The following is a 22,634-nucleotide window of genomic DNA, read 5'->3' on the forward strand; positions in this document are numbered from 1 at the left end:
AAAGGTTCGGAAAACAAGCGAGGCAGTTTGGCGCTAGACTTCACCTTCACGTTCGTCCGCCTAAGGCGATGATAAGGCCATCTATGATCGCAAACTGGGAAGGAATGAGACGAATCGATGGTGAGATATTGATCATCGAGGACGATCCGACTCTGCGTAGGATTACCCAACACATCGTGGAGGAGTTAGGCGCGGAGGCCGTCACGTTTGAGTCAGCCGATGACGCGCTGGTGTATCTCTTGCAATCAAGCAAGCACTGCTGCCTTGTGATCGCTGACTACGGCGTGCCGGGCCAGCTCAACGGGATGGAGCTTATTCGACTGGTCAGAGAAAAGTGGCCGTCCGTCAAAACATTATTGATGTCCGGTTACGAACTCTTGCCTGCAACAGTGTCTGCTCCTACGGTCTACCTTCAGAAACCGTGGACGATCAATGAGCTCTTGGTTTCGATAGCTGATTTGCTACAACCCGACTTCCCTATACAGAAACTGTAGGTCGCAATCAGTCGTCGATACAGCCCGGCGAAAGGATGAGAAGGCTAACAGAGCACACCGTGTATCCCAGCTTGTATCCCAAACTTTCGGAATCCTCTACAGACCACAGGATATCTGGAACAAGCGAGTCTCCCTCGGGCACCAACACAGAGAAAAAGGTCTTGCGAAAGCAGGACTTTTTTTTCGTCTGAAGGAAAGTGGTTGGTGCAATGCCGACCGCTGAAATGCGCGTCGGAATCACCTTCTGTTCAGTGCTTGGGCTGTCATCACTTCGAGGGCCAAGGAGGCCAATCCCGAGACGCCGGAAGCATGGATAACCAAGCATAAGGCTGAGCAAATAGCGCTCGATGAGAAAAGGCCTGCGAAAAGGCCCTCTCTTTATCCCAACAAGCTATTTTTTCCGGCAGATCTCAACATCGTTTTGTGTTTTCAGATCGGTGTCGATGCCAAGCCGATACCTACAGTAATCAATAATCCATTTACGCTCCTGCTCCGTGAGTCGCTCGACTTGTCGAATCTCCCCGTCATTGGCGTGGATGTTGTAAAACTTCACCTGAAACGTCGGATGCTTTTTGACAAACAGGATGGTTTCGATGTCTCCATCATCGAGCGCTTGGTAATACCCGACGTAGAGCATTGTCACCAGAACCAAAACAATCAGGGCAATCAGCTTCTTTATTCTTGCGGCGCTGGAACTAACGCGCCACCGCATGGCCAAGCCTCCAATCTTCTACGCGCAGCAAGCCCATTAAAAAATACCTCTGTAAAACCCGCAAAAATGGCCTTGGCATGTCTTGGCGTTGGGAACCGGCCGGATCGTTACGTGCCGCAGGTTTTGCCACAACCAACTCCTCGTCACCATCGCCCATTCCCATACCAATTCGAGCTCAAAGCCTACGTACGATTTCCTCCCAGATGTACGCGTAGTTGTACTTCAACCAACGAACCAGCACTTTGTCGAACTGGCGACGAAACCAGTTTCGCTCCCTGGCTTCCAGCCTTTCCTCAATCGATTCTCTGAGTATGTCGGGGTCGAAACCCGTCCATATCGGAGGCACAGGTGCAACGAGATTGGTAAAGCACACCGGCGCGACCTCTGAATAAAGAATTGAGTAAAGGATTTCAGGGTCGACACCTCTCACCTTATTCGCCAAATAATCATATTCCACGGGAAAATCATTGAATGGCTCGGAAAGAGCAGCTCTAACTTTTGTCAGTTGTGGCTCGGTCAGAAGATATCCCAATGTGTGAGCTCCTCTAACTCTTCATCCAGTGAACTCGCTACCGCTTCGCCTGCAATATCACCGTCAGGCGAGCTGCGGGCAAACCATCGAAGAAAACGTCAGGCGAACCTGTCGCGATGGGGTTGGTTCCGTGCCCTGGAACAGGACAGCTGGAGGGATCGCTTTTACGAGCGGCTGGGTTAGCCATGGATGACTCCTGTCAAAAAAATCCTTTTCGAAAGATAAACCTATCACGAAATTCAGCCTGGACGGCCGCATCCGATCATTCAAAAAAGTGCTCGATCACCAGACCGCGCTACCTGTTGCTTCGGTTAACGCGGTTGGTACTTCGCTGGCGTTTTCTACCTTGCCGTCAACTCAGGTTTCAGAATGGGACGCGGCTCCTCCCTACTCCTTGACTGCAAACATCCGCCCAGCAATCTCCCGCCCCCGCTCCAACCCTTCCTCCGTCAACCATATCGACTTGTTCCTGTTCACCGGATTACTGATCAAACCCTGCTCGTGCAAGCGGTTCATGATCTCGAAGTCATAGCCCTTCCACGCATTGCCGGCGTCGGAGCTATAGGCTGCCAGGAGAGCAAGGACGGCGTCGTCGATCAGTTTCATGTCGTATTCCATGATGGTCACTCCGCTGATGTTCAGTGTTTGTAATCAAAGCGTCGGATCAAAGTGGATGTCAATGCTGCGCGAGCTTGTAGGTTTTAGATGCCCGATTGCTGGTTGCCTCGCATGCGATCCCCGCCCGTATAATCACGCCCGCACGTCAAACCTCCTCTGGCGTTTCGCGCATTGGTTTCAAACCCTTCACTTCACTGACAGACATCCCCATGGAAACCTCACTGGAAACCGTCGCCCTCTTCTCCCTCAAACTCGCCTACGAAGAAGAAGGCCTGAGCCCGATCCTGCGCGATGACATGGTCATGGGCGATTACCAGAAAGATGTTTTCGAGTTACTGGTGAAACGCGGCGATGTCGAGGCCATTCAGTTCAAGATGACCGAATGCCTGAATCTGGCGCTGGATGCTTTGGGTGGGGTCGAGAAGCCGTTGGGGCGGGAGTTGCGCAAGTTGTCGGCGGAGTTGGCTCAGGCGCGGTCGGTGGAGCAGCTGGGTCAGCCGCTGCTCGCGCTGAAGGGGTATCTGCGCGACATTCTTTGAGTGCCGCGCCACAGCCATGCCGGTATCTCTGCTGTCAGCGACGTGCTTTCAGCACTCGAATATCCGTTGGGAAGCCGTCAGCGCCCACCAGTTTTTTCCAGCCCATGTACTGAAATTCGCCATTGGGATCGATGTAGTCGCCCTTCTCTGGTTGCCCTCCGCCAACTATCGCAACACGCTTCACTTCGCCACAGCCGCCATCCGACGGTCGAACCGTGTAGATCACATACGGCTTCACGTATTGCGTGGCGCGGAAGTATTGGCCGCAGATTTCGTCGACGGTAATCAGCATGGTTTTCAGGCGGGCTTCGCCGTCGGTGTCTTCGTGCAGTTTCAGAAAGGAGATGTCGCCGACGTCGCTGTAGCCGAGGGAACGGGCGCGTTGGTAGGCGGGGGAGTTCTGGTGCGCAATACGGCCCTCCTCCACACCCCGTTGCATTTGCGCGGCGAACTCGGCTTTGCCTTGGGCCAGGGTTGCCTCGGCGTGGGCGGCGACGTTTTCGCAGTGGGCGTACTCGCTGGAGTCGAGGTGTTGCGGTAGCAGGTTAAGGCGGCGCTCGTTCATGGAGGCGAGGCTGTCTTGCAGGCCGGACGTTAGTGCATAGGCAGCGGAGACGCGACCGCTCTGGACGTCGGCGATTGTCTCCTGCATGCGCTGGCAATTGGCGAGGTAGTAATCCCAGCTGACTTGCGGGTGTTCTTGCGCGAAGCTGAAGGTCGGGGTGATGACGGCGACAAGGAGTGCGCCGAGCAGTTGCGGCAAACGGGTTGTGGAAACCATGGGTAGTCCATTACAGAGAAGGCATGGCGCGACGCTACTATTTTGCTATCTTGCCGTCCACTCTCTACAGGCGTGCAAGCTGCCGCCTCTGTCTCCTAGCCAGGAAAGAAATCCGATGGATGCTGTGTTGTGTTTGGTAGTGATGGCTGCAATGTGGTTCTGGGTGGTGCGCCAGCGCGGGCAATGGAATCTGTTGTTGGCGAACCTTGCCGGAGCGGGTAGCGCTGTGGTGGTCGGCATTGTCTTCACACTGCTTTATGACGCGCTGTTCGGCACCACAATGGCAGCGCCCGGACTGCATAACAGCCTGGTGGTGTTCATGACCAGCGCGGGCGTTCTGGCGGGCGTGTGGTTGTGGATCGCCAAGCGTCGTCAGCCGGCGCACCCGGTTGCACGTCAACTGCTTGCGGGCGCCTGTGGCTTTGCCGCCGGCATGGTCACGTTGATTTTTCTGGCGGCGAATTATTTTCCGCAGCCGTAGCCGGAAGACGCGTCTATTTTGCTATCTTGCCGCGCATCGTCGGTGCTCGCTGGTCGTCTCGCGCCGCGTTTGGATTGTTGAAAGGTAAGGAAAGGATCAAATGGAGTTTCTGCGTTTTCTGGCGTTCGTCGCTGTCTGGGGTTTCATGTGGCGCTGGGTGGTGAAAAACCGCGGTAGCTGGAATATTTTCTACGGCAACATCGTTGGCGCGGCGGGTGGGTTCATTGTCGGGCTGGTGATGTTGTCGATCACGTTCTCGCTGTTTCCTTCTTCGTTCGATCACGAAGCGGCGCAGGCGCAAAACACACCAGTCGTCGAGTCGACCTCTGTGTTGCCTGAAGCCGAGGCAGTCGCGCCCGCCACCGAGCTGAAAGATGCGCCGGTTTTTGCTGCGATCGAAGCGGATGACAAGCCTTCTCCCGCCGACTCCGCACTGCTACCGAATTACACCAGCCGGGCGCCGAAATCGATGCCGGTGCAGACGGTGCTCAATCAAAGCGACTATGACGGTCGCATGGCCCTGGCCGCGTTGAACAAGAAGTTGCGCGGCGACGCACAGGCCGACAAATCGATGATCGCGTATGTCATGTGCAGCCCGTTTGTCACCAGCACCCTGCGTTATCCCGCTTCGGCGCGTTTCGCTGACAGCAAAGCGCTGGTCAGTCATCGCTACAAGGATCAGGTCTACAGCTTCAGCAACAGCGTCACTGCGCGCAACATGAATGGCGACGATGTCACCTACCGTTTCGATTGCTCCGTGCAGGAATTACCACGGGTTGATGCGACGGCTGGGGAATGGCGTTTGCTGGCGCTGAAGCTGCAAAAAGCCGACTCTTAAGACTCATTTAAGGGATCAAGGCGCCGGCTGCGCTATCATCGCCGGCCTGTGCGCCTTGAACTTTATCCTCAATGTTTCCAACACCCGATAACCTGATCTCGCTGCCTCCTGTCCTGGCCGGCCCGTTACTGCGGCGGCTGGAGCCGACGCGCGTGGTGCTGTGGCTGGTGGGCTCGCGTGAACTGTCGTTGACCTTGCGCCTGCAAGGTGTAGGAGATATTCCGCTCGACTCAGAGAAATGCACGGTCATTGCCGTAGGCCGTCATGCGTTCGTGCATCTGATCGACGTTCAACTTGAAAGCGCCCTGCCCTGCGACACGTTTAGCGCTTACGACCTGCTGATCGACGACGCCATCGGTATGGCTGAGTGGGCACCGCACCTGCTTTATCCCGGCGCCACCTGCGCGAACCTCGTCGTGCGTTCGCGGATCGATCAATTGCTCCACGGTTCCTGCCGCAAGCCGCATCATCCGGCAACCGACGGTTTGCTCTGCGTCGATCAATTGCTGGCCGACGAAACCGATGCGCAACGGCGCCCGGCGCTGCTGATGATGAGTGGTGATCAGGTCTATGCCGACGACGTCGCCGGGCCGATGCTGCGGGCGATTCATGCCTTGATCGAGCGTCTCGGTCTGTTCGATGAGCACCTTGACGGCGCCGTGGTCAGCGACAGCGCCAAGCTCTATCAACACCCGGCAAGCTACTACCACCGTGCGGATTTGTTACCGGCGCTAGAGAGCAACGAGACCTTGCGCGAGCGATTTTTCGGTGGCGCGCGTAAGCCGATTTTCACCAGCAGCAGTGCCGACAATCACTTGGTGACGTTCGCCGAAGTCATGGCCATGTACATGCTGGTGTGGTCGCCGACGCCGTGGTCGTTGATCAATCCGAGCGCGCCGACGCTGACGCCGGAACGCCGCAAGCGCTACCACCTCGAGCAGACGCGCATCGATGCCTTCAAGGCGGGCCTGGGCAACGTCGCGCGGGCGCTGGCGCATCTGCCGAGCCTGATGATTTTCGATGATCACGACATCACCGATGACTGGAATCTTTCTGCGCAGTGGGAGGAAACCGCCTACGGCCATCCGTTCTCCAAGCGCATCATTGGCAATGCGCTGATTGCCTATTTGTTGTGTCAGGGCTGGGGCAACAATCCGGATGCCTTCAAGGACGTGCTGGAGCAAACCGCACGACTGAGCGCCAGCGGTGATGACGGCTATCTGGACATGCCGGTGCAGGACGATCTGATTGATCAATTGCTGCGTTTTCAGCAGTGGCATTTTGTGTTGCCGAGCAGTCCGGCGCTGGTGGTGATCGACACGCGCACCCGGCGTTGGCGCAGCGAGATGGCGCTCAAGCAACCATCGGGCCTGCTCGATTGGGAAGCCTTGAGCGAACTGCAACAGGAACTGCTCGATCACCCGTCGGCAATCATCGTGTCGCCGGCGCCGATCTTCGGCGTGAAGCTGATTGAAACCGTGCAAAAGGTGTTCAGCTGGTGCGGTTATCCGCTGCTGGTCGACGCGGAAAACTGGATGGCCCATCGCGGCGCGGCACAGGTGATCCTGAACATTTTCCGACACTCGCGCACACCGGGGAACTACGTGGTGCTGTCCGGCGATGTGCATTATTCCTTCGTCTACGAAGTCCTGATCCGCCACCGCAAGGCCGGCCCACGGATCTGGCAGATCACCAGCAGCGGCATCAAGAACGAATTCCCACCGACCCTGCTGGAATGGTTCGACCGCCTCAACCGCTGGCTCTACTCACCGCGCTCGCCATTGAACTGGTTCACCAAACGCCGCCTGATGCGCATCGTCCCGTATACGCCGGAACATGCCGAGGCCGGGGAACGGTTGTGGAATTCGGCGGGGATCGGACAGGTGTTTTTCAATGAACAGGGGCAGCCGAGCGAGATTGTTCAGCACAACTCGAATGGGGCGGAGAAGACGAGAATGCTGGCGCCGGAGTTTAAAGATGTGCCGGACTAAAGCCATGCGCTGACCTGTGGGAGCGAGCCTGCTCGCGAAGGCGCAATTTCAGTCGACATCTACTGTGAATAGTCGACTGCTTTCGCGAGCAGGCTCGCTCCCACAGGGTTTTGCGCAGACCAATCAATGTGCGTCCAGAGCCCGCCCAACCCCTCTGACAATCATCCCCACCTCGCGCTCATCAATCGTCAGCGGCGGGAGCAACCTGATGGTCTTGCCACGAGTCACGTTGATCAACAGGCCATGATCGCGCGCGGCGATCAGCGTCAGGTCGCGCACCGGTTGTTTCAGCTCGATGCCGATCATCAGTCCCTGCCCCCGGATTGCCAGCACGTTCGGGTTGTCTGCCAATTCGGCGCGCAAGCGTTCCAGCAGCCGTGCGCCCTGCACCCGCGCATTCTCCAGCAAACCTTGTTCTTCGATGATGTCCAGCACCGTGCAGCCAACCCGACAGGCCAGCGGATTGCCGCCGAAAGTGCTGCCGTGGCTGCCCGGGGTGAACAGGTCGGCCGCGCGGCCACGGGCCAGGCAGGCGCCGATCGGCACGCCATTGCCAAGGCCTTTGGCCAGGGTCATGACATCGGGCACGATACCTTCGTGCTGAAATGCAAACCACTGCCCGGTGCGGCCGATGCCGGTCTGGATTTCATCGAGCATCAGCAGCCACGCGTGGCGATTGCACAGGTCGCGCAGGCCCTTGAGATAACCCGGCGGTGCGACTTGTACGCCGCTTTCGCCCTGAATCGGTTCGACCAGAATCGCCACGATGCGCGCGCCGTGTTTGCGCTGTATTTGCTCCAGCGCGGCGAGATCGCCGAACGGCACTTTGACGAATTCCCCCGGCAGTTCGTTGAAGCCCAGGCGCACCGCCGGGCCATCGCTGGCTGACAGCGTGCCGAGGGTGCGGCCATGAAACGCGTTGGCCATGACCACCACCAGCGGCTGCTCGATGCCTTTGCGCCAGCCGTACAGACGCGCCAGTTTCAGTGCCGTCTCGTTCGCTTCAGCGCCGGAGTTGTTGAAAAACGCGCGCTCCATCCCCGACAACACAGTCAGCCGCTTGGCCAGTTGTTGTTGCCAATCGATGCTGTACAGGTTGGAGGTGTGCAGCAGCAATCCCGCCTGCTCGCTGATCGCCGAGACAATGCGCGGATGCGAGTGCCCGACATTGGTCACTGCCACACCGGCAACGGCGTCCAGATATTCGCGCCCCGCCTGATCCCACAGGCGCGTGCCCAGGCCCTTGGTGAAACTCAGGGCCAGTGGTTGGTAGGTGTTCATCAGGGCGGCGGTCATGACGTGAAACTCCATTGCAGGTCGGTGTTTTTGCAGTATGGTTAGCCACCTGAACTGGATAAACCCGGAAAAACTTCAATCATTTAAAAGCCGAGCTTGATAATGGATTTGTTTCAGTCGATGGGCGTTTACGTCAAAGTGGTCGAAACCGGGAGCATGACGGCCGCCGCTGCGAAGTGCGAAATGTCGACGACGATGGTGGGCAATCATCTGCGCGCGCTGGAGCAACGGCTCGGCGTGCAACTGCTGCAACGCACCACGCGCCGCCAGCGCCTGACCGAATTCGGCAGCGTCTATTATCAACGTTGCCTGGAAGTGCTCGGCTTGGTGGCCGACTCCGAACGCCTTGCCGAACAAGCGTCGGACGAGCCGCGCGGCTTGCTGCGTATCACCGCGCCGCTGACCTTCGGCGTCGAACGACTGACCCCGGCCCTCAGCGAATACTCCTTGCTCTATCCGCAAGTGAAGCTCGACGTGGTGCTGACCAACAGCCGCCCGGATCTGCTGGAGAACGGCCTCGATGTTGCGTTTCGGCTGGGCAATTTCGACCAATCCAACCTGATCGCCCGGCCCTTGATCGACTACACCCTGACGGTCTGCGCCTCCCCTGAATACATCGCGCGGCGCGGCATGCCGCACACGCCACAGGATTTGCAGCAACACGATTGCCTGTCCTTCGCCTACCCGGCTGGCGATGACTGGCAATCGGTGGAAAAACGCTGGCGTCTGAGCGGCCCGGAAGGTGAAGTCCTCGTCGACGTCAGCGGGCCGATGCTGATCAACAGCTCCGCCGGTCTGCACCAGGCAGCGCGCAACGGCATGGGCATCATGATGCTGCCCGACGCGCTGGTGGAGCAGGATCTGCGCGACGGCAAACTGGTCAGGGTAATGACGGACTACCAACCGCCAAGCAGGCCGATGCATCTGCTGTATGCGCAGGATCGCTATCGACTGCCGAAGCTGAGACGCTTTGTCGAGTTTGCGATGCGTACTTGGGGGAAACCTGACGTCGGCCGGCCGTAATTGATCACGATGGAAATTGATAAGGACTTGAATATCCCATGAACGACAGCCTTACCGTGCGCGACTTGCATCCCGGCGAAACAGAATCGGCGAGGCTGTTTCTTGGCCAGCATGGCTGGGGCCATCGCATTGGCGATGCCGAATCTTTTGCCCGCTTGATTCACAATTCGCAGCGCACAGCTGTTGCGCTCTTAGGCGAGCAAATTGTCGGTTTCGCTCGAGCAATTACCGATGAGGTCTCCAACGGCTATCTGTCTATGGTGGTGGTCCATGACCAGCATCGGCGCAAAGGAATCGGGCGGGCACTGGTGGAGTACGTCATGGGTGACAACCCGGACATCACCTGGGTGCTGCGCGCTGGACGCGAAGGCGCTGAAGCTTTTTTCGCCGGCCTGGGCTTCGAGAAGTCCGTTATTGCCATGGAACGTCAGCGCCGCAAATAGCGCACGCAGTGGAAAAATTCCGACCACCAGACCGTTGCTCCGTGACAACGCCGCCCCGCTCCCCTAAATTAGTCGGCCTGAAAAAGACCTCGTGCTTTCTCGCCTCAACTCAAGTTAAAAAAGTAGTGAAATTTCAATGTCCGATTTCAACACCGCTGAATCCGTAGTCACCCAGTCGTCCAAAGCGGAATACGAAAACTCCATCAATCTTTCACAACACCTGCCTCAAGCCAAAATCATCAGCGAGATGGTCCTGGACGCGTTCCAGTCGACCCGCGAAAGCGACCAGATCCGCGAATTGCGTGCGGCGATCCGTCAGGCGCATGACAGCTTTGATGACGACAAGGCGTACGAGCTGATGGGCGAACTCAAGCGCCTGAAAGACGCCGAGGCAGCGGACATTGCCGCGCTGGAAGACCTGAGCAGCAAGTTCTCGATCGGGCGCATTCTGTCCAGCTTCAAGGACGATCCGGCGTTTCAGGAAATCGTTTATGGTCTGGCGCTGAAAGTGCTGAATCAGACCCATCAGGCGATCAGCAATCCGAGCGGCGGCAAGAGCAAAGCTGCGAAGAAGAAAGAAGTGGAAATCTTCACCATCAGCAAGGACGGCGCCAGCGTGACCCTGCCAATGCGCACGCCGCGTTCGCGCCTGAATGTTGATCGTGAGGCACTGGAATTCCTCGGTTTTACCTTCGTGGGTGAAGGCGATGAAGCCGAGCTGGAGAGCGAAACCTTCGTCGATAACGCCGGTACGGAACAGGCGGTGAACCGCAAGAACATCATCACCGCCCTGCAGCAGCAGACCGCGTTTGATGGTTACAGCATCGCGGCGCAGTAATCTGCCCAGCACTTGTGAAAAAGCCCCGCGCTGAGTGATCAGGCGGGGCTTTTTGTTTGAGGCGGGGATAACTTCAAGCCGAAGGATGCAACGCCGCAATCATGTCCACTTCAATCGCCGCATTCTTCGGCAACTGATACACGCCGATGGTCGTGCGCGTATGCCGTCCGGCATCGCCCAGCACATGGCTGAACACGTCCGAAGCGCCGTTGGCCACTTCGCTCAGGTCGACAAAGTCAGCAGTCGACTTCACATACACCGTGACCCGCAACAACGCGCGAATCTTGTCCAGCGAACCCACCGCATCGACGATCAGCGCCAGGCAACGCATGGCGCTGATGCTTGCCGCTGCTTGTGCATCCTTGAGGTTCAGTTCCAGCCCCACGCGACCGGGATACAGGATCTTGCCATTGACCCGCGGCACCATCCCGCTGATGTACAGCTCATCGTGATGACGGATCAGCGGCGCGTAATTGCCACCGGCGGTGTTTTCGCCATAGATGTCGTAGTTGAGTTCTTCGGCCAGGGCGATAAAGCGCTCATCGCAGGTCATCCGTTCGGTCATTGCGCCCAGCCTTTTGATCAATGCACGGGTTAGGACAGTCGACCACCGGGGGATGGCGTGGAGCTACTACTGTCGGGGTTGGATCCAAATCTAGGGTGTTTGCGTAAGTTGTGCAACCAGCGTAGATGGAACAAAAAGCCCCAAACCTTCGGATGCCCCGGACCACAAGCTGATCTTCAGCGGCGCTCAAACAGTGTTCAAGCGCTCAACCATATCTGGAAATTTTTCAACCAGTCGTATCAATAAGGCTGCTTGAGCATTGGGCTTCGACTTTTCCTGCTCCCAATTTCGAAGGGTGTTTGGACTTGTCCTGATTCGACTGGCAAAAACAGCTTGAGACATATGCAGTTTTTCTCGAAGAGCCACAATTTCCTGTGCGCCCACTTCAGGTACAGGCTTGTCCTCAAGCACTGTATTGCGCAGTGTGATCTTGCCCTCGCGTTGAGCCGCCATCTCATCAACGCCCTGCATTAACTCTGCAAACAGGTCGCGTTTTTTCATGGGGTACCTCGTTTTTTCAACTCTTTATCAATGGCTGTCCTGAGTGCCCTCTCCTGCTCGGCAGTCAGCTTCTCAACCTCATCTTTGTCGTAAATGGCGAACATCCAGAACTGACCATCATTCATAAGCCAATAGTAGAGAACCCGCAAGCCGCCCCGTCTTCCCTTGCCACGGCGAGAATCAGCCCAGCGCAGCTTACGGAAGCCACCCGTTCGAGGCATTACATCGCCCGCAAGCGGATTGCTCTGAAGGTAGTTCTGCATTGTTCGATATTCGTCGTCCGTCAGATAGCGGCCAACGCTTGTGGTAAATATCGTGGTTTCAAAAAAGATTGTTCGCATAGTCAAACTATAAGCAGCTTGACTATAGATAGCCTATCAACAAATTGCTGCTCGAATAAACAAAAAACCCCGCACATCTCTCAACGTGCGGGGTTTTTCCTGAAGCCTGCAAACCTTACGGCGCGTACGTCAGCAACAGCTCTGCCGGCACCTTGAAGTCCAGGGACATCATGACGCTCAACGCAGTGATGGTGAAGATCGAGAACACGAACAGCTTGCGTGCCCAGACGGTGTCATCGACTGCCTTGTAGCCGGTCCAGGCCATGTACAGCCAGTACATGCCCATGGCGGCGGCGACGGCGAGGTAGCTCATGCCGGCGTAGCCGCTGAAGGTCAGCATCAAGGTCGCCACGAGGAACGCCAGGATGTAGAGCAGGATGTGCTTCTTGGCCACTTGAATGCCGCGTTTCACTGGCAGCACCGGAATCGATGCGGCCAGGTAATCATTGAAACGGAAAATCGCGATGGCGTAGGAATGCGGCATCTGCCACAGGCTGAACATCACCAGCAGGGTCAGTGCGGCCATGTCGAAGCTGTTGGTCACGGCAACGTAACCGATCACTGGCGGCATGGCGCCCGACAGACTGCCCACCAGCGTGCCGTGAACCGACTTGCGCTTGAGGTACAGGCTGTAGAAGCCGACGTAGATGATGAAGCCGATTACTGCGAACAAGGCAGCCAACGGGTTGGCCACCTTGTACAACAAGGCAACGCCGAGAACACCCAGAATGGTCGCGTAAACCAGGGCCAGTTTCAGGGAGATGAGGCCCTGGACCAGCACACGGTTCTTGGTGCGTTCCATCTTCAGGTCGATGTCGCGGTCGATGCAGTTGTTGAACACGCAACCGGAGGCCACGACCAGGGAAGTACCGATCATGGCGGCCAGAAACACCGCCAGATCGACATGCCCTTTCGAGGCCAGGAAGAACCCGCCTGCCACAGAAAGCACGTTACCGAAAATGATCCCCGGTTTGGTGATTTGGATAAAGTGCTTGAGCGACATCGGGTCTACCTCACTTCGCCATCATGTACGTGTGGATGCTGAACATGATCCACAGCGACAGGCCAACCAGCAGCACGATCACGATCGCCGTAAAGACGAATGCGATCACGTTGTTACGCTGTGCAATGGAACGGTCCAGATGCAGGAAGTAATACAGGTGAACGATCACCTGGATCACTGCGAACAGCAGAACGATTGCCAGCGTCGTCGACTTCGGCAGGGTCGGGTACATCACCAGACCGAACGGAATGACGGTCAGGATTACCGAGAGGATGAAGCCGATGGCGTACGACTTGACGCTGCCGTGGCCAGCATCGTGGCTGTCATGGGAGTGTGCGTTAGCCATTACAGAGTCCCCATCAGGTAAACAACGGTGAAGACGCAGATCCAGACCACGTCCAGGAAGTGCCAGAACAGGCTCAGGCAGCTCAGACGGGTCTTGTTGGTCGACGTCAGGCCATGCTTGTTGACCTGATACATCATGATGCCCATCCAGATCAGACCGGCCGAAACGTGCAGACCGTGGGTACCGACCAGGGTGAAGAACGCCGACAGGAAGCCCGAACGGCTAGGACCGAAGCCCTCGGAGATCAGCAGGTGGAACTCGTTGATCTCCATGGCGATGAAGCCCGCGCCGAGCAGGAAGGTCATGAACAACCAGCCCAGGACCGCCTGCTTCTTGCCCTTGTACAACGCCAGCATGGCGAAGCCGTAGGTGATCGAACTGAACAACAGCAGAGCGGTTTCGCCCAGCACGTATGGCAGTTCGAAGATCTCGTGGCCCGACGGGCCACCGGCAACGTTGTTTACCAGTACTGCGTACACCGCGAAGATCGACGCAAACAGAATGCAGTCGGTCATCAGGTAGAGCCAGAAACCGTATACGGTCATCTCGCCCGAGTCGTGGTGATGGTCATCGTGCCCATGGTCACCATGGGCGTGTCCAACATTGGTCACTAAGTTCGACATGGTTTAAGCCTGTTCCAACGAGGTTTCAACACGGGTGGCATTGGCCGGGATTTTCCCTGCCGCGACCAGACGCTTGTGCTGCTCGGCTTCGATACGCTCGATCGTTTCAACCGGAACCATATAGCCCTGGTCGTCACGTGCAGCGTGGATCACGAAGTAAACGACGGTGCCCACCAGGCTCGCGATCGCCAGCCACCAGATGTGCCAGATCATCGCGAAACCGAAGACGGTCAACAGCGCGCCCATCACCACGCCAGTGGCGGTGTTGTTCGGCATGTGGATCGGCTCGTACTTGGCCGGACGCTGGTACGCAGTACCGTTTTCCTTGGCTTCGGTGAACGGGTCGATGCAGTCAGCCTTTGGCAGCACAGCGAAGTTGTAGAACGGTGGTGGCGACGAGGTCGACCATTCCAGGGTGTGTGCATTCCACGGGTCACCGTGATCGCAAACGTTCTCTGGCTTGTTGCGGTCACGCACACTGACGTACAGCTGGATCAGTTGGCAGGCGATACCGACAGCGATCATCACCGCACCGAACATGGCAACGTACAGGTACGGTACCCACTCAGGGTTGGTGGTGGCGTTCAGACGACGGGTCATGCCCATGAAGCCCAGTGCATAGAGCGGCATGAACGCGACGAAGAAGCCCGAGATCCAGAACCAGAACGCTGCTTTACCCCAGCCTTCGTGCAGCTTGAAGCCGAACGCTTTCGGGAAGTAGAACGCGAAGCCAGCGATGTAACCGAATACCGCACCGCCAATGATCACGTTGTGGAAGTGCGCGATCACGAACAGGCTGTTGTGCAGCACGAAGTCAGCACCCGGGATGGCCAGCAGTACGCCGGTCATGCCGCCGATGGCGAAGGTCACCATGAAGCCCAGTGTCCACATTACCTGGCTGGTGAAGCGCAGACGGCCCTGGTAGATGGTGAACAGCCAGTTGAACAGCTTCACACCCGTCGGGATGGAAATCAGCATCGTCGCCAGACCGAAGAAGGCGTTGACGCTCGCACCCGAACCCATGGTGAAGAAGTGGTGCAGCCAGACCATGAAGCCCAGTACCGAGATCGCGCCCGAGGCGTAGATCATCGAGTGGTGGCCGAACAGTTTCTTGCCGGTGAAGGCCGAGATCACTTCCGAGAAGATGCCGAAGGCCGGCAGGATCAGGATGTAAACCTCAGGGTGGCCCCACGCCCAGAACAGGTTGACGTACATCATCGGATTGCCACCAAGTTCATTGGTGAAAATGTGGAAATCCATGTAACGGTCAAGGGTCAGCAGTGCCAGGGTAGCGGTCAGGATCGGGAACGAAGCCACGATCAGAACGTTTGCCCAGGTGCAGGTCCAGGTGAAGATCGGCATGTCCATCAGTTTCATGCCAGGGGTACGCATTTTCAGTACGGTCGCGAGGAAGTTGACCCCGGTTAACGTCGTACCCAATCCGGATAGCTGTAGCGCCCAGATGTAGTAATCCATACCCACGCCAGGGCTGTATTGCAGACCCGACAGCGGCGGATACGCAACCCAACCGGTCTTGGCGAATTCACCGATACCCAGCGACAGGTTGATCAGCACAACGCCGGACACCAGCAGCCAGAAGCTCAGGGAGTTCAGGAACGGGAACGCAACGTCACGCGCGCCGATCTGCAGCGGCACTGCAAGGTTCATCAGGCCGGTGAAGAATGGCATCGCCATGAAGATGATCATGATCACACCGTGAGCGGTGAAGATCTGGTCATAGTGTTCAGGTGGCAGGTAGCCAGGCGAACCCTCGGTGGCCATGGCCAGCTGGGTACGCATCATGATCGCATCGGCAAAGCCGCGCAGCAGCATGACCATGGCGACGATGATGTACATCACGCCGATTTTCTTGTGGTCGACCGAAGTCAGCCACTCGGTCCACAGGTACGTCCACTTCTTGAAGTAAGTGATCGCAGCGAACAGCGCCAGACCACCGAGGGCGATCATGGCGATGGTCACCATCACGATCGGCTCGTGGAATGGGACTGCTTCCCAACTTAATTTACCAAACATCGTTTACTCCTCTGCCCCGGCAGCTGAATGCGAACCCGCGTCAATATCCGTGGCCGCCACTTCTTTCTCTTTCTTCTCGTGCTTCAGCGGCTTGCCCGGCTTCATACCTTCGTACTTGTCGACGATGATCTGGAACTGGTTCGGCGTGACCGACGAGTAGAGTTCGACTGGGTTGTTCTGGCTCGGTTTGGCCAGGGCCGCGTATTCAGCCTGATCAAGCTGTTTAGGCGACTTCTTGACTTCACTTACCCAGGCGTCGAAATCTTCCTGAGTGGTGGAGATAGCCTTGAATTTCATACCGGTGAAACCGGCACCGCTGTAGTTGGCGGAGATACCGTCCATTTCAGCGTTGCGGTCAGCGATCAGGTGCAGCTTGGTCTGCATGCCCGCCATCGCGTAGATCTGGCCGCCCAGGCCCGGGATGAAGAACGAGTTCATCACGGCGTCGGAGGTGATCTTGAAGTTGATTGGCGTGTGCGCCGGGAACACGATCTTGTTGACCGTGGCAATGCCTTGTTCCGGGTAGATGAACAGCCACTTCCAGTCCAGCGCGACGACTTCGATGGTCACCGGCTTGACGTCAGACTCGATCGGACGATACGGGTCCAGCTCGTGAGTCGAGATGTAAGTGATGTAGCCCAGGGCGATGATGATCAGCACCGGGATGGTCCATACGGCCACTTCGATCTTGGTCGAGTGCGACCACTTCGGCGTGTAGACGGCGTTCTTGTTCGAAGCGCGGTACTTCCAGGCAAACAGGAAGGTCATGACGATGACCGGCACGACGACCAACAGCATCAGCAGCGTGGCGGTGATGATCAGGTTGCGCTGTTCCAGGCCGACCTGGCCCGTTGGATTGAGCAAGGTCATGTTGCAGCCTCCCAGCAACAACGTGCCGAGCAGCGGCACTAGGCCTAGTAATCTGGGGTACCTGTTTTTACTCATCTCACGACCTCTAAAGCAGCTTGCGCAATGCAGTTGGGTTTTGATCGCCAACACTTCACCCTGCCAAGGGTTGGCATTTTCTTTGGATTGAATAAGGGCCGCCCGTCGCGCGTCTCACGCTCGACAAAACCTTGGGACAGCGTTCAGTTCTTATTCGAATTCGTGGTCAAAGGCCTTGTTACAGACCAATTCCATTTGGTGCGGAAAATTGGAAAGGCACCGACACCAGGGTGTCTCGAAAGCCTCGCGGCTCGCTCGACACCCGACCTCCTGATCAGTTCCTTGATAAAGGCTGAACAGCGTCGGGAATTCAGTGCGGGCGATTGTAGATAGGTAGCGCCCTATACACCATGTCTTATCCCGAAATAATTTTTATCACTCAGAGCAACAATCCATCGCCATTTTTGCAAAAGTTGCGCAAGTTATCGAAAGCGTTTCTCAATAAAAGCGGCAAAATCCGCCAGCGTAACCGCCTCAAATCAGACAGCTCTGCACCCGATCTACAAACGCTGGAGCGGCGCAAAGCCCGATGTTCCAAGGGCTTCGTCCATCTGCCGGCGCCTGTTAAAACTGCCTGCTCTGGTACGTCCGTGCTCAAGCCCGAAAACGCTGAAGCTGGCCAATGTTTTTATGTAACAGGCGGCCAATCCGCCGCATCCCGAGTCCCTGCGACAGCCCCTGTGTGACAACATGTCGCACATTTGCCGCACGCTTCATTGCCGTTCGTCACGGTGTTTTCACAAACGCTCTGAAATGCAAAACGCCCGGATTTTCAGCAGCGAAAATCGGGGCGTTTTGTTTATCGGCAGCTCTGCCGAGAAGTTGACTCAGTGCAGCGCTTTTCGATTCCGCGAGGTCAGCAGAGGCACCAGAATGACCACCAGCACGAACGCCACCAGCGCCCATTGCGCCAGCGACAGACCGAGGATTGGCGGATACGGCGTCGAGCAGAAACCGTCAACCTGGAAGCCCAGCGGGAAGATCTTTGCCAGCGGCAGATCATCGACAATCGGCTGCAGCACATCGACGCCACAGCTCACCGCCGGATAGAACTGCGTATAGACGTGATGCCCGGCCACACCGGCCCCGGCGATCGCACAGATCACCACCAGCGTCTCGAACACGGTGATGCTGCGACGGCTGCGCATGCCCGCACCGATAAAGGCGAACAGTGCAATCAGCAACAATGCATAGCGCTGCAGAATGCACAGTGGGCAAGGTGCTTCGCCGAGCACGACCTGCATGTAAAGTGCGCCGCCGATCAACGCCAGGCAGATGATCCCCAGCAACACCAGATAGCGCCGCTCACGCCCCAACCGCATCGTTTCCTCGCTCATTGCCTTTCCTTTGTAAGTCCATGGTCCAGCCGGCCGGCGGCTGAAATTGTCGCAAGTCTACACCGGGGCAATAAACGATAGAGCGGTTAAGGAATGATTAACCAACATGGCTTTTGCGGCGCGCAGAAGATTCGCGAGCAGGCTCGCTCCCACAATGGATCTGCGTCGAACGCAAATCCGGTGGGAGCGAGCCTGCTCGCGAACGAGACAAGGCGGTCTCGGATCACTCCAGAGCAGCAGCCGGGCCGAAGAACTCGTAACGGCTCTGTTTCTCCGGCACGCCCAACGCTTTCAGATGCCGTTTGATCGCGCCCATGAACCCCTTCGGTCCCAAGAAGTAAGCATCGACATCACGCTGCGCCGGCAGCCACTGGCCGAGCAGTTCTTCGCTGAGCAGGCCAACCTTGTCCGCCGCCGGGCTGACCCCATCTTCTTCGGCGTAGCAATAGAAGCGCTTGAGTTGCGGATGACGCGCCGCCAGCCCATCGACCCAGTCACGGAATGCGTGGACGCTGCCGTTACGCGCGCAGTGGATAAAGTGCACCGGACGTTCGGTCGCCAGCGCTGCTTCCAGCATCGCCAGCGTCGGGGTGATGCCGACGCCGCCACTGATCAGCACCAGTGGTTTGTCGCTGGCCGCCAGGGTGAATTCGCCCGACGGCGGGAACAGTTGGATGCTCGCGCCGACGTGCAGTTGATCATGCAGGTAGTTGGACGCGCGACCATTCGGTTCACGCTTGACGCTGATGCGGTACTGACCATTGTTGGCCAGTGCCGACAGCGAATAGTTACGACGGATTTCTTCGCCGTCGAGGATCAGCTTCATGCCAATGTACTGACCCGGTTCGGCCGCAAGAATCGGCCCTTTGTCCGCCGGTTCGAAGTAGAACGAGGTGATTTCCGCGCTCTCCTGCACCTTCGCTGCGACGATGAATTCCCGCGCACCGCGCCAGCCGCCGACAGCGTGTTCCTTCTGGTCATAGATCGCGGTTTCGGCGCCGATCAGGATGTCGGCCAGTTGCCCGTACGCAGCGCCCCAGGCACTCATCACCTCAGGCGTGGCGATCTCTTCGCCGAGCACTTCGGAAATGGCGCGCAGCAGGCAGGTGCCGACGATCGGGTAATGCTCCGGCAGAATCTGCAGGGCGACGTGTTTGTTGATGATCTTCGCCACCAGATCGCCCAACTGGTCGAGCTGATCGATGTGCCGGGCGTACATCAGCACGCCGTTGGCCAAGGCACGCGGCTGATCGCCACTGGCCTGATGCGCTTGGTTGAACAGCGGGCGCACTTGCGGGTATTCGGAGAGCATCATGCGGTAGAAATGCGTGATCAACGCCTCGCCGCCGCTTTCCAGCAGAGGCACGGTGGATTTGATGATGGCACGATCCTGGACGCTAAGCATAAGGTGACTCCTGCGCTTTCTTGAAAGATTGCATTAGGGATATCAGCTTTCGTGCCAACTAATTAATCCTTTGAATTCAACAGCTTGAAACCTACTTAGTCATTTAGACACAAATGAACGTATAGTCATCGCGACTACACCTTGTCTCTTTGACTACATAACCATGACCGCTAAATCCCTGCTTACCGCCCTGCTGCCTCTGGTCGCCGACCTCTCCCGCGAACTGCCCGAAGGTGAGCGCTACCGGCGTTTGCTCGAGGCCATGCGCGCCTTGTTGCCCTGCGATGCCGCCGCGTTGTTGCGTCTGGATGGCGAATCATTGGTGCCGCTGGCGGTGGATGGCTTGAGTACCGACACCCTCGGCCGGCGCTTCAAGGTCAGCGAGCATCCGCGTTTTGAAATCCTGCTGGCCGGCGCCGGGCCGACGCGCTTCGCTGCCGACAGCGACCTGCCCGATCCTTATGACGGATTGGTCGATGGCCTCGACGATCATCTTGAAGTTCACGACTGCCTCGGCTGTCCTTTATTCGTCGATGAAAAACTCTGGGGCCTGATCACCCTCGACGCGCTGGACCCGGAGCGTTTCGAGCCGATCGAACTCGACGCCCTGCAAGCCTTCGCCAGCCTCGCCTCGGCCACGGTCAATGCGGCCGAACGCATCGAACGTCTGGCCACCCGCGCCGAAGACGAACATCAGCGCGCCGAGGTCTACCGTCAGGCCAGCGGTCAGCAGCACCGCGAAATGATCGGCCAGAGCAAGGCGCATAAACGTTTGGTGGAAGAAATCAATCTGGTCGGCGGCAGTGATCTGACTGTTCTGATCACCGGCGAAACCGGGGTCGGCAAAGAGCTGGTAGCCCAAGCGATCCACGCCGCCTCCGCGCGCGCCGACAAACCGATCATCAGTCTCAACTGCGCCGCCCTCCCCGACACGCTGGTGGAAAGCGAACTGTTCGGCCACGTGCGCGGCGCCTTCACCGGCGCCACCAGCGACCGGCGTGGCAAGTTCGAACTGGCCAATGGCGGCACGCTGTTTCTTGATGAAGTCGGCGAGCTGTCGCTGACGGTCCAGGCCAAGTTGCTGCGCGTATTGCAGAGCGGTCAGTTGCAGCGCTTGGGCTCGGACAAGGAGCACCAGGTCGACGTGCGTCTGATTGCCGCGACCAATCGCGATCTGGCCGAGGAAGTGCGCAGCGGTCGCTACCGTGCCGACTTTTATCACCGCTTGAGCGTGTACCCGCTGCGGGTGCCGGCCCTGCGCGATCGCGGGCGCGACGTGTTGCTGCTCAGTGGCTTCTTTCTCGAGCAGAACCGCTCGCGCATGGGCCTCAATAGCCTGCGTTTGAACAGTGATGCTCAGGAAGCGCTGCTCGCCTATACCTGGCCGGGCAATGTGCGCGAACTGGAGCACTTGATCGGGCGCAGTGCGCTGAAGGCGCTGGGTAACTGCAAAGTGCGGCCGAAGATTCTGAGTCTGAGCGCGGCGGATCTGGATCTGCCCCGTGAGGTTGTGGACAACGTGGTTGCGCCTGCCAGTGCCGACTTGGCCAATGTGCTGCCGATAATCAGCGCGGATCTGCGCAGTGCCACCGATGAGTTTCAGCGGCGCCTGATCAGTGCAGCGCTGGAGCGTCACCAGGATAACTGGGCAAGTGCGGCCCGGGAGTTGGGGGTGGATCGGGCGAATCTGGGGCGGATGGCCAAACGACTAGGCATGAAGAGCTAAAAGCACACCCTCACCCTAGCCCTCTCCCAGAGGGAGAGGGGACTGATTGGGGGATATTGAAGAATTCCACTGACGTGAAAGATTTCTTCCGAATCCATAATCGACTCGGTCGTTCAGGTCGGTGTAAAACGCCAGACACCTCCGTCGGCCCCCTCTATCTCTGGGAGAGGGCTGGGGTGAGGGGCAGTGATAGAGAGAACAGCGATCAACTCAAGCCGACTACCCGACAACTAACCTAAAGCCCATCCCTTTAACGCCGATAACACGGCATCAAAGGTTTCTGGCGATTTCCACTCTCGCCCCACAGAAGGTTCATATGTCCTCCACCAAAGCCCGCGCAGATTCACTTTCGCTTCTGCTGTTTACCTTGCGCAGCGGCAAGCTGATGGCGATCAACCTGCTGAAAGTCAGTGAAATCATCCCCTGCCCGCCGCTGACCAAGCTGCCGGAGTCGCACCCGCACGTCAAAGGCATCGCCTCGCTGCGCGGTGCATCGCTGTCGGTGATCGATCTCAGCCGCGCGATCGGCGAGCGGCCTCTGGAAGATCCCAACGGTGGCTGCCTGATCGTCACCGATGTCAGCCGTTCCAAGCAGGGTCTGCATGTGCAGGCGGTGAGCAAGATCGTTCATTGCCTGACCACCGACATCAAGCCGCCACCGTTCGGCTCCGGCGGCTCGCGCGCCTACATCACCGGCGTGACCTCGGTGGACGGCACGCTGGTACAGGTGCTGGACATCGAAAAAGTCATCCACAGCATCGCCCCGGCGCAGATCGAAATGGCGCCGACCGACCTGACCATGGAAGACGCTGAAGTGCTCGGCAACGCGCGCATTCTGGTGGTCGATGACAGCCAGGTGGCGTTGCAGCAATCGGTGCACACCCTGCGCAACCTCGGCCTGCAATGCCACACCGCGCGCAGTGCCAAGGAAGCCATCGACTGCCTGCTCGACCTGCAAGGCACCGCGCAGCAGATCAATCTGATCGTCTCCGACATCGAAATGTCGGAAATGGACGGCTACGCCTTCACCCGTACCCTGCGCGAGACCCCGGACTTTGCTCACCTGTACGTGCTGCTGCACACCTCCCTCGACAGCGCGATGAACAGTGAAAAGGCCCGACTGGCCGGTGCCAATGCGGTGCTGACCAAGTTCTCCTCGCCGGAACTGACCCAACGCCTGATCGAAGCCGCCAAGCACGTCGCGGCCAACGGGCACTGAGTG

At 57.8% G+C, this 22,634-nt stretch carries 26 protein-coding genes and 1 pseudogene; 11 read left to right on the forward strand and 16 right to left on the reverse strand.

Annotated features, from left to right (window positions below; genetic code table 11):
- Nucleotides 1–83 precede the first annotated feature (83 nt).
- A complete protein-coding gene (locus OK411_RS22950) occupies nt 84–494 on the forward strand; it encodes a response regulator (RefSeq protein ID WP_130926421.1) in 411 nt (136 codons plus the stop codon).
- Between the two features lie 391 nt (nt 495–885).
- On the opposite strand, the gene OK411_RS22955 is transcribed toward OK411_RS22950, so the two are convergent.
- From OK411_RS22955 to OK411_RS22970, 4 genes and pseudogenes are all read right to left on the reverse strand, one after another.
- Nucleotides 886–1,206: a hypothetical protein gene (locus OK411_RS22955; protein ID WP_413694520.1), complete on the reverse strand. Its 321-nt coding sequence runs from the start codon at nt 1,204–1,206 to the stop codon at nt 886–888.
- 175 nt (nt 1,207–1,381) lie between these two features.
- Nucleotides 1,382–1,738: a hypothetical protein gene (locus tag OK411_RS22960; protein WP_264365741.1), complete on the reverse strand. Its 357-nt coding sequence runs from the start codon at nt 1,736–1,738 to the stop codon at nt 1,382–1,384.
- A gap of 67 nt (nt 1,739–1,805) precedes the next feature.
- A pseudogene (locus tag OK411_RS22965) lies at nt 1,806–1,925 on the reverse strand (PAAR domain-containing protein); the annotation flags it as partial.
- A gap of 200 nt (nt 1,926–2,125) precedes the next feature.
- Nucleotides 2,126–2,344 carry a DUF6429 family protein gene (locus tag OK411_RS22970; protein WP_240997406.1) on the reverse strand — a complete coding sequence of 73 codons (219 nt, stop codon included), beginning with the start codon at nt 2,342–2,344 and terminating at the stop codon, nt 2,126–2,128.
- Between the two features lie 221 nt (nt 2,345–2,565).
- Here OK411_RS22970 and OK411_RS22975 point away from each other — a divergent pair, with 221 nt between their 5' ends.
- The gene (locus OK411_RS22975) at nt 2,566–2,895 is read left to right on the forward strand and encodes a hypothetical protein (protein WP_122507816.1); all 330 of its coding nucleotides are present in this window, start codon (nt 2,566–2,568) and stop codon (nt 2,893–2,895) included.
- A 34-nt stretch (nt 2,896–2,929) separates the two neighbouring features.
- On the opposite strand, the gene OK411_RS22980 is transcribed toward OK411_RS22975, so the two are convergent.
- A complete protein-coding gene (locus tag OK411_RS22980; RefSeq protein WP_264365742.1) occupies nt 2,930–3,676 on the reverse strand; it encodes a hypothetical protein in 747 nt (248 codons plus the stop codon).
- 115 nt (nt 3,677–3,791) lie between these two features.
- On the opposite strand from OK411_RS22980, the gene OK411_RS22985 reads away from it, so the two are divergent.
- From OK411_RS22985 to OK411_RS22995, 3 genes are all read left to right on the forward strand, one after another.
- Entirely contained in the window at nt 3,792–4,157 is a 366-nt protein-coding gene (locus OK411_RS22985) for a hypothetical protein (protein WP_264365743.1), read from the forward strand.
- A gap of 100 nt (nt 4,158–4,257) precedes the next feature.
- A complete protein-coding gene (locus tag OK411_RS22990; RefSeq protein ID WP_264365744.1) occupies nt 4,258–4,995 on the forward strand; it encodes a hypothetical protein in 738 nt (245 codons plus the stop codon).
- 71 nt (nt 4,996–5,066) lie between these two features.
- Nucleotides 5,067–6,986 carry an alkaline phosphatase D family protein gene (locus tag OK411_RS22995; RefSeq protein WP_264365745.1) on the forward strand — a complete coding sequence of 640 codons (1,920 nt, stop codon included), beginning with the start codon at nt 5,067–5,069 and terminating at the stop codon, nt 6,984–6,986.
- Between the two features lie 123 nt (nt 6,987–7,109).
- On the opposite strand, the gene OK411_RS23000 is transcribed toward OK411_RS22995, so the two are convergent.
- Entirely contained in the window at nt 7,110–8,282 is a 1,173-nt protein-coding gene (locus OK411_RS23000; RefSeq protein ID WP_263219763.1) for an aspartate aminotransferase family protein, read from the reverse strand.
- Nucleotides 8,283–8,384: 102 nt separating this feature from the next.
- Here OK411_RS23000 and OK411_RS23005 point away from each other — a divergent pair, with 102 nt between their 5' ends.
- The 3 genes from OK411_RS23005 (at nt 8,385) to OK411_RS23015 (ending at nt 10,586) form a co-directional block, all read left to right on the forward strand.
- Nucleotides 8,385–9,305, forward strand: coding sequence for a LysR family transcriptional regulator (locus tag OK411_RS23005; protein WP_110646188.1), 921 nt, complete (start codon nt 8,385–8,387; stop codon nt 9,303–9,305).
- Nucleotides 9,306–9,343: 38 nt separating this feature from the next.
- On the forward strand, nt 9,344–9,748 hold the full coding sequence (locus OK411_RS23010) for a GNAT family N-acetyltransferase (RefSeq protein ID WP_122603727.1): 405 nt from the start codon (nt 9,344–9,346) through the stop codon (nt 9,746–9,748).
- A 136-nt stretch (nt 9,749–9,884) separates the two neighbouring features.
- The gene (locus OK411_RS23015) at nt 9,885–10,586 is read left to right on the forward strand and encodes a hypothetical protein (RefSeq protein WP_016773307.1); all 702 of its coding nucleotides are present in this window, start codon (nt 9,885–9,887) and stop codon (nt 10,584–10,586) included.
- 73 nt (nt 10,587–10,659) lie between these two features.
- Here the strand turns inward: OK411_RS23015 and OK411_RS23020 are convergent, their stop codons facing one another.
- The 8 genes from OK411_RS23020 to cyoA all read right to left on the reverse strand — a co-directional run bounded on the left by OK411_RS23020 (nt 10,660) and on the right by cyoA (nt 16,944).
- Nucleotides 10,660–11,151, reverse strand: a complete 492-nt coding sequence (locus OK411_RS23020) for a RidA family protein (RefSeq protein ID WP_016773306.1) — start codon at nt 11,149–11,151, stop codon at nt 10,660–10,662.
- A 186-nt stretch (nt 11,152–11,337) separates the two neighbouring features.
- Entirely contained in the window at nt 11,338–11,652 is a 315-nt protein-coding gene (locus OK411_RS23025) for a helix-turn-helix domain-containing protein (protein ID WP_041479944.1), read from the reverse strand.
- Complete coding sequence (locus OK411_RS23030; RefSeq protein ID WP_130888210.1) at nt 11,649–11,993, reverse strand: toxin; 345 nt, start codon at nt 11,991–11,993, stop codon at nt 11,649–11,651. Before OK411_RS23030 ends, OK411_RS23025 begins: the two co-directional genes overlap by 4 nt.
- A 115-nt stretch (nt 11,994–12,108) precedes the next feature.
- Entirely contained in the window at nt 12,109–12,996 is an 888-nt protein-coding gene (gene cyoE / locus OK411_RS23035; protein WP_007916939.1) for a heme o synthase, read from the reverse strand.
- A 10-nt stretch (nt 12,997–13,006) separates the two neighbouring features.
- A complete protein-coding gene (cyoD, locus tag OK411_RS23040) occupies nt 13,007–13,342 on the reverse strand; it encodes a cytochrome o ubiquinol oxidase subunit IV (protein WP_011335842.1) in 336 nt (111 codons plus the stop codon).
- A complete protein-coding gene (gene cyoC / locus OK411_RS23045; RefSeq protein ID WP_024014230.1) occupies nt 13,342–13,965 on the reverse strand; it encodes a cytochrome o ubiquinol oxidase subunit III in 624 nt (207 codons plus the stop codon). Before cyoC ends, cyoD begins: the two co-directional genes overlap by 1 nt.
- Before the next feature lie 3 nt (nt 13,966–13,968).
- On the reverse strand, nt 13,969–15,999 hold the full coding sequence (gene cyoB / locus OK411_RS23050; RefSeq protein WP_016773302.1) for a cytochrome o ubiquinol oxidase subunit I: 2,031 nt from the start codon (nt 15,997–15,999) through the stop codon (nt 13,969–13,971).
- Nucleotides 16,000–16,002: 3 nt separating this feature from the next.
- Nucleotides 16,003–16,944: a ubiquinol oxidase subunit II gene (gene cyoA / locus OK411_RS23055; RefSeq protein ID WP_024014231.1), complete on the reverse strand. Its 942-nt coding sequence runs from the start codon at nt 16,942–16,944 to the stop codon at nt 16,003–16,005.
- Nucleotides 16,945–17,294: 350 nt separating this feature from the next.
- On the opposite strand from cyoA, the gene OK411_RS23060 reads away from it, so the two are divergent.
- Nucleotides 17,295–17,630: a hypothetical protein gene (locus OK411_RS23060; RefSeq protein ID WP_264365746.1), complete on the forward strand. Its 336-nt coding sequence runs from the start codon at nt 17,295–17,297 to the stop codon at nt 17,628–17,630.
- 141 nt (nt 17,631–17,771) lie between these two features.
- On the opposite strand, the gene OK411_RS23065 is transcribed toward OK411_RS23060, so the two are convergent.
- Both OK411_RS23065 and hmpA read right to left on the reverse strand, forming a co-directional pair.
- On the reverse strand, nt 17,772–18,281 hold the full coding sequence (locus OK411_RS23065; protein ID WP_122507825.1) for a disulfide bond formation protein B: 510 nt from the start codon (nt 18,279–18,281) through the stop codon (nt 17,772–17,774).
- A 223-nt stretch (nt 18,282–18,504) separates the two neighbouring features.
- On the reverse strand, nt 18,505–19,686 hold the full coding sequence (hmpA, locus tag OK411_RS23070; RefSeq protein WP_123444194.1) for an NO-inducible flavohemoprotein: 1,182 nt from the start codon (nt 19,684–19,686) through the stop codon (nt 18,505–18,507).
- A 163-nt stretch (nt 19,687–19,849) separates the two neighbouring features.
- Between hmpA and norR the strand changes: the two genes are divergently transcribed.
- Both norR and OK411_RS23080 read left to right on the forward strand, forming a co-directional pair.
- Nucleotides 19,850–21,412, forward strand: a complete 1,563-nt coding sequence (gene norR / locus OK411_RS23075; protein WP_016773297.1) for a nitric oxide reductase transcriptional regulator NorR — start codon at nt 19,850–19,852, stop codon at nt 21,410–21,412.
- 316 nt (nt 21,413–21,728) lie between these two features.
- Entirely contained in the window at nt 21,729–22,631 is a 903-nt protein-coding gene (locus OK411_RS23080) for a chemotaxis protein CheV (RefSeq protein ID WP_016773296.1), read from the forward strand.
- The last annotated feature ends 3 nt before the right edge of the window (nt 22,632–22,634 follow it).

This window comes from Pseudomonas sp. RG1 (assembly GCF_025910115.1).
Lineage (GTDB): Bacteria > Pseudomonadota > Gammaproteobacteria > Pseudomonadales > Pseudomonadaceae > Aquipseudomonas > Aquipseudomonas atacamensis.

Bases quoted from the DNA above. Each gene is read 5' to 3' on its own strand.
- OK411_RS22950 (WP_130926421.1), top strand. From the start codon at position 84: ATGATCGCAAACTGGGAAGGAATGAGACGAATCGATGGTGAGATATTG.
- OK411_RS22955 (WP_413694520.1), bottom strand. From the start codon at position 1,206: ATGCGGTGGCGCGTTAGTTCCAGCGCCGCAAGAATAAAGAAGCTGATT.
- OK411_RS22970 (WP_240997406.1), bottom strand. From the start codon at position 2,344: ATGAAACTGATCGACGACGCCGTCCTTGCTCTCCTGGCAGCCTATAGC.
- OK411_RS22975 (WP_122507816.1), top strand. From the start codon at position 2,566: ATGGAAACCTCACTGGAAACCGTCGCCCTCTTCTCCCTCAAACTCGCC.
- OK411_RS22980 (WP_264365742.1), bottom strand. From the start codon at position 3,676: ATGGTTTCCACAACCCGTTTGCCGCAACTGCTCGGCGCACTCCTTGTC.
- OK411_RS22985 (WP_264365743.1), top strand. From the start codon at position 3,792: ATGGATGCTGTGTTGTGTTTGGTAGTGATGGCTGCAATGTGGTTCTGG.
- OK411_RS22990 (WP_264365744.1), top strand. From the start codon at position 4,258: ATGGAGTTTCTGCGTTTTCTGGCGTTCGTCGCTGTCTGGGGTTTCATG.
- OK411_RS22995 (WP_264365745.1), top strand. From the start codon at position 5,067: ATGTTTCCAACACCCGATAACCTGATCTCGCTGCCTCCTGTCCTGGCC.
- OK411_RS23000 (WP_263219763.1), bottom strand. From the start codon at position 8,282: ATGACCGCCGCCCTGATGAACACCTACCAACCACTGGCCCTGAGTTTC.
- OK411_RS23005 (WP_110646188.1), top strand. From the start codon at position 8,385: ATGGATTTGTTTCAGTCGATGGGCGTTTACGTCAAAGTGGTCGAAACC.
- OK411_RS23010 (WP_122603727.1), top strand. From the start codon at position 9,344: ATGAACGACAGCCTTACCGTGCGCGACTTGCATCCCGGCGAAACAGAA.
- OK411_RS23015 (WP_016773307.1), top strand. From the start codon at position 9,885: ATGTCCGATTTCAACACCGCTGAATCCGTAGTCACCCAGTCGTCCAAA.
- OK411_RS23020 (WP_016773306.1), bottom strand. From the start codon at position 11,151: ATGACCGAACGGATGACCTGCGATGAGCGCTTTATCGCCCTGGCCGAA.
- OK411_RS23025 (WP_041479944.1), bottom strand. From the start codon at position 11,652: ATGAAAAAACGCGACCTGTTTGCAGAGTTAATGCAGGGCGTTGATGAG.
- OK411_RS23030 (WP_130888210.1), bottom strand. From the start codon at position 11,993: ATGCGAACAATCTTTTTTGAAACCACGATATTTACCACAAGCGTTGGC.
- cyoE (WP_007916939.1), bottom strand. From the start codon at position 12,996: ATGTCGCTCAAGCACTTTATCCAAATCACCAAACCGGGGATCATTTTC.
- cyoD (WP_011335842.1), bottom strand. From the start codon at position 13,342: ATGGCTAACGCACACTCCCATGACAGCCACGATGCTGGCCACGGCAGC.
- cyoC (WP_024014230.1), bottom strand. From the start codon at position 13,965: ATGTCGAACTTAGTGACCAATGTTGGACACGCCCATGGTGACCATGGG.
- cyoB (WP_016773302.1), bottom strand. From the start codon at position 15,999: ATGTTTGGTAAATTAAGTTGGGAAGCAGTCCCATTCCACGAGCCGATC.
- cyoA (WP_024014231.1), bottom strand. From the start codon at position 16,944: ATGAGTAAAAACAGGTACCCCAGATTACTAGGCCTAGTGCCGCTGCTC.
- OK411_RS23060 (WP_264365746.1), top strand. From the start codon at position 17,295: ATGTCTTATCCCGAAATAATTTTTATCACTCAGAGCAACAATCCATCG.
- OK411_RS23065 (WP_122507825.1), bottom strand. From the start codon at position 18,281: ATGAGCGAGGAAACGATGCGGTTGGGGCGTGAGCGGCGCTATCTGGTG.
- hmpA (WP_123444194.1), bottom strand. From the start codon at position 19,686: ATGCTTAGCGTCCAGGATCGTGCCATCATCAAATCCACCGTGCCTCTG.
- norR (WP_016773297.1), top strand. From the start codon at position 19,850: ATGACCGCTAAATCCCTGCTTACCGCCCTGCTGCCTCTGGTCGCCGAC.
- OK411_RS23080 (WP_016773296.1), top strand. From the start codon at position 21,729: ATGTCCTCCACCAAAGCCCGCGCAGATTCACTTTCGCTTCTGCTGTTT.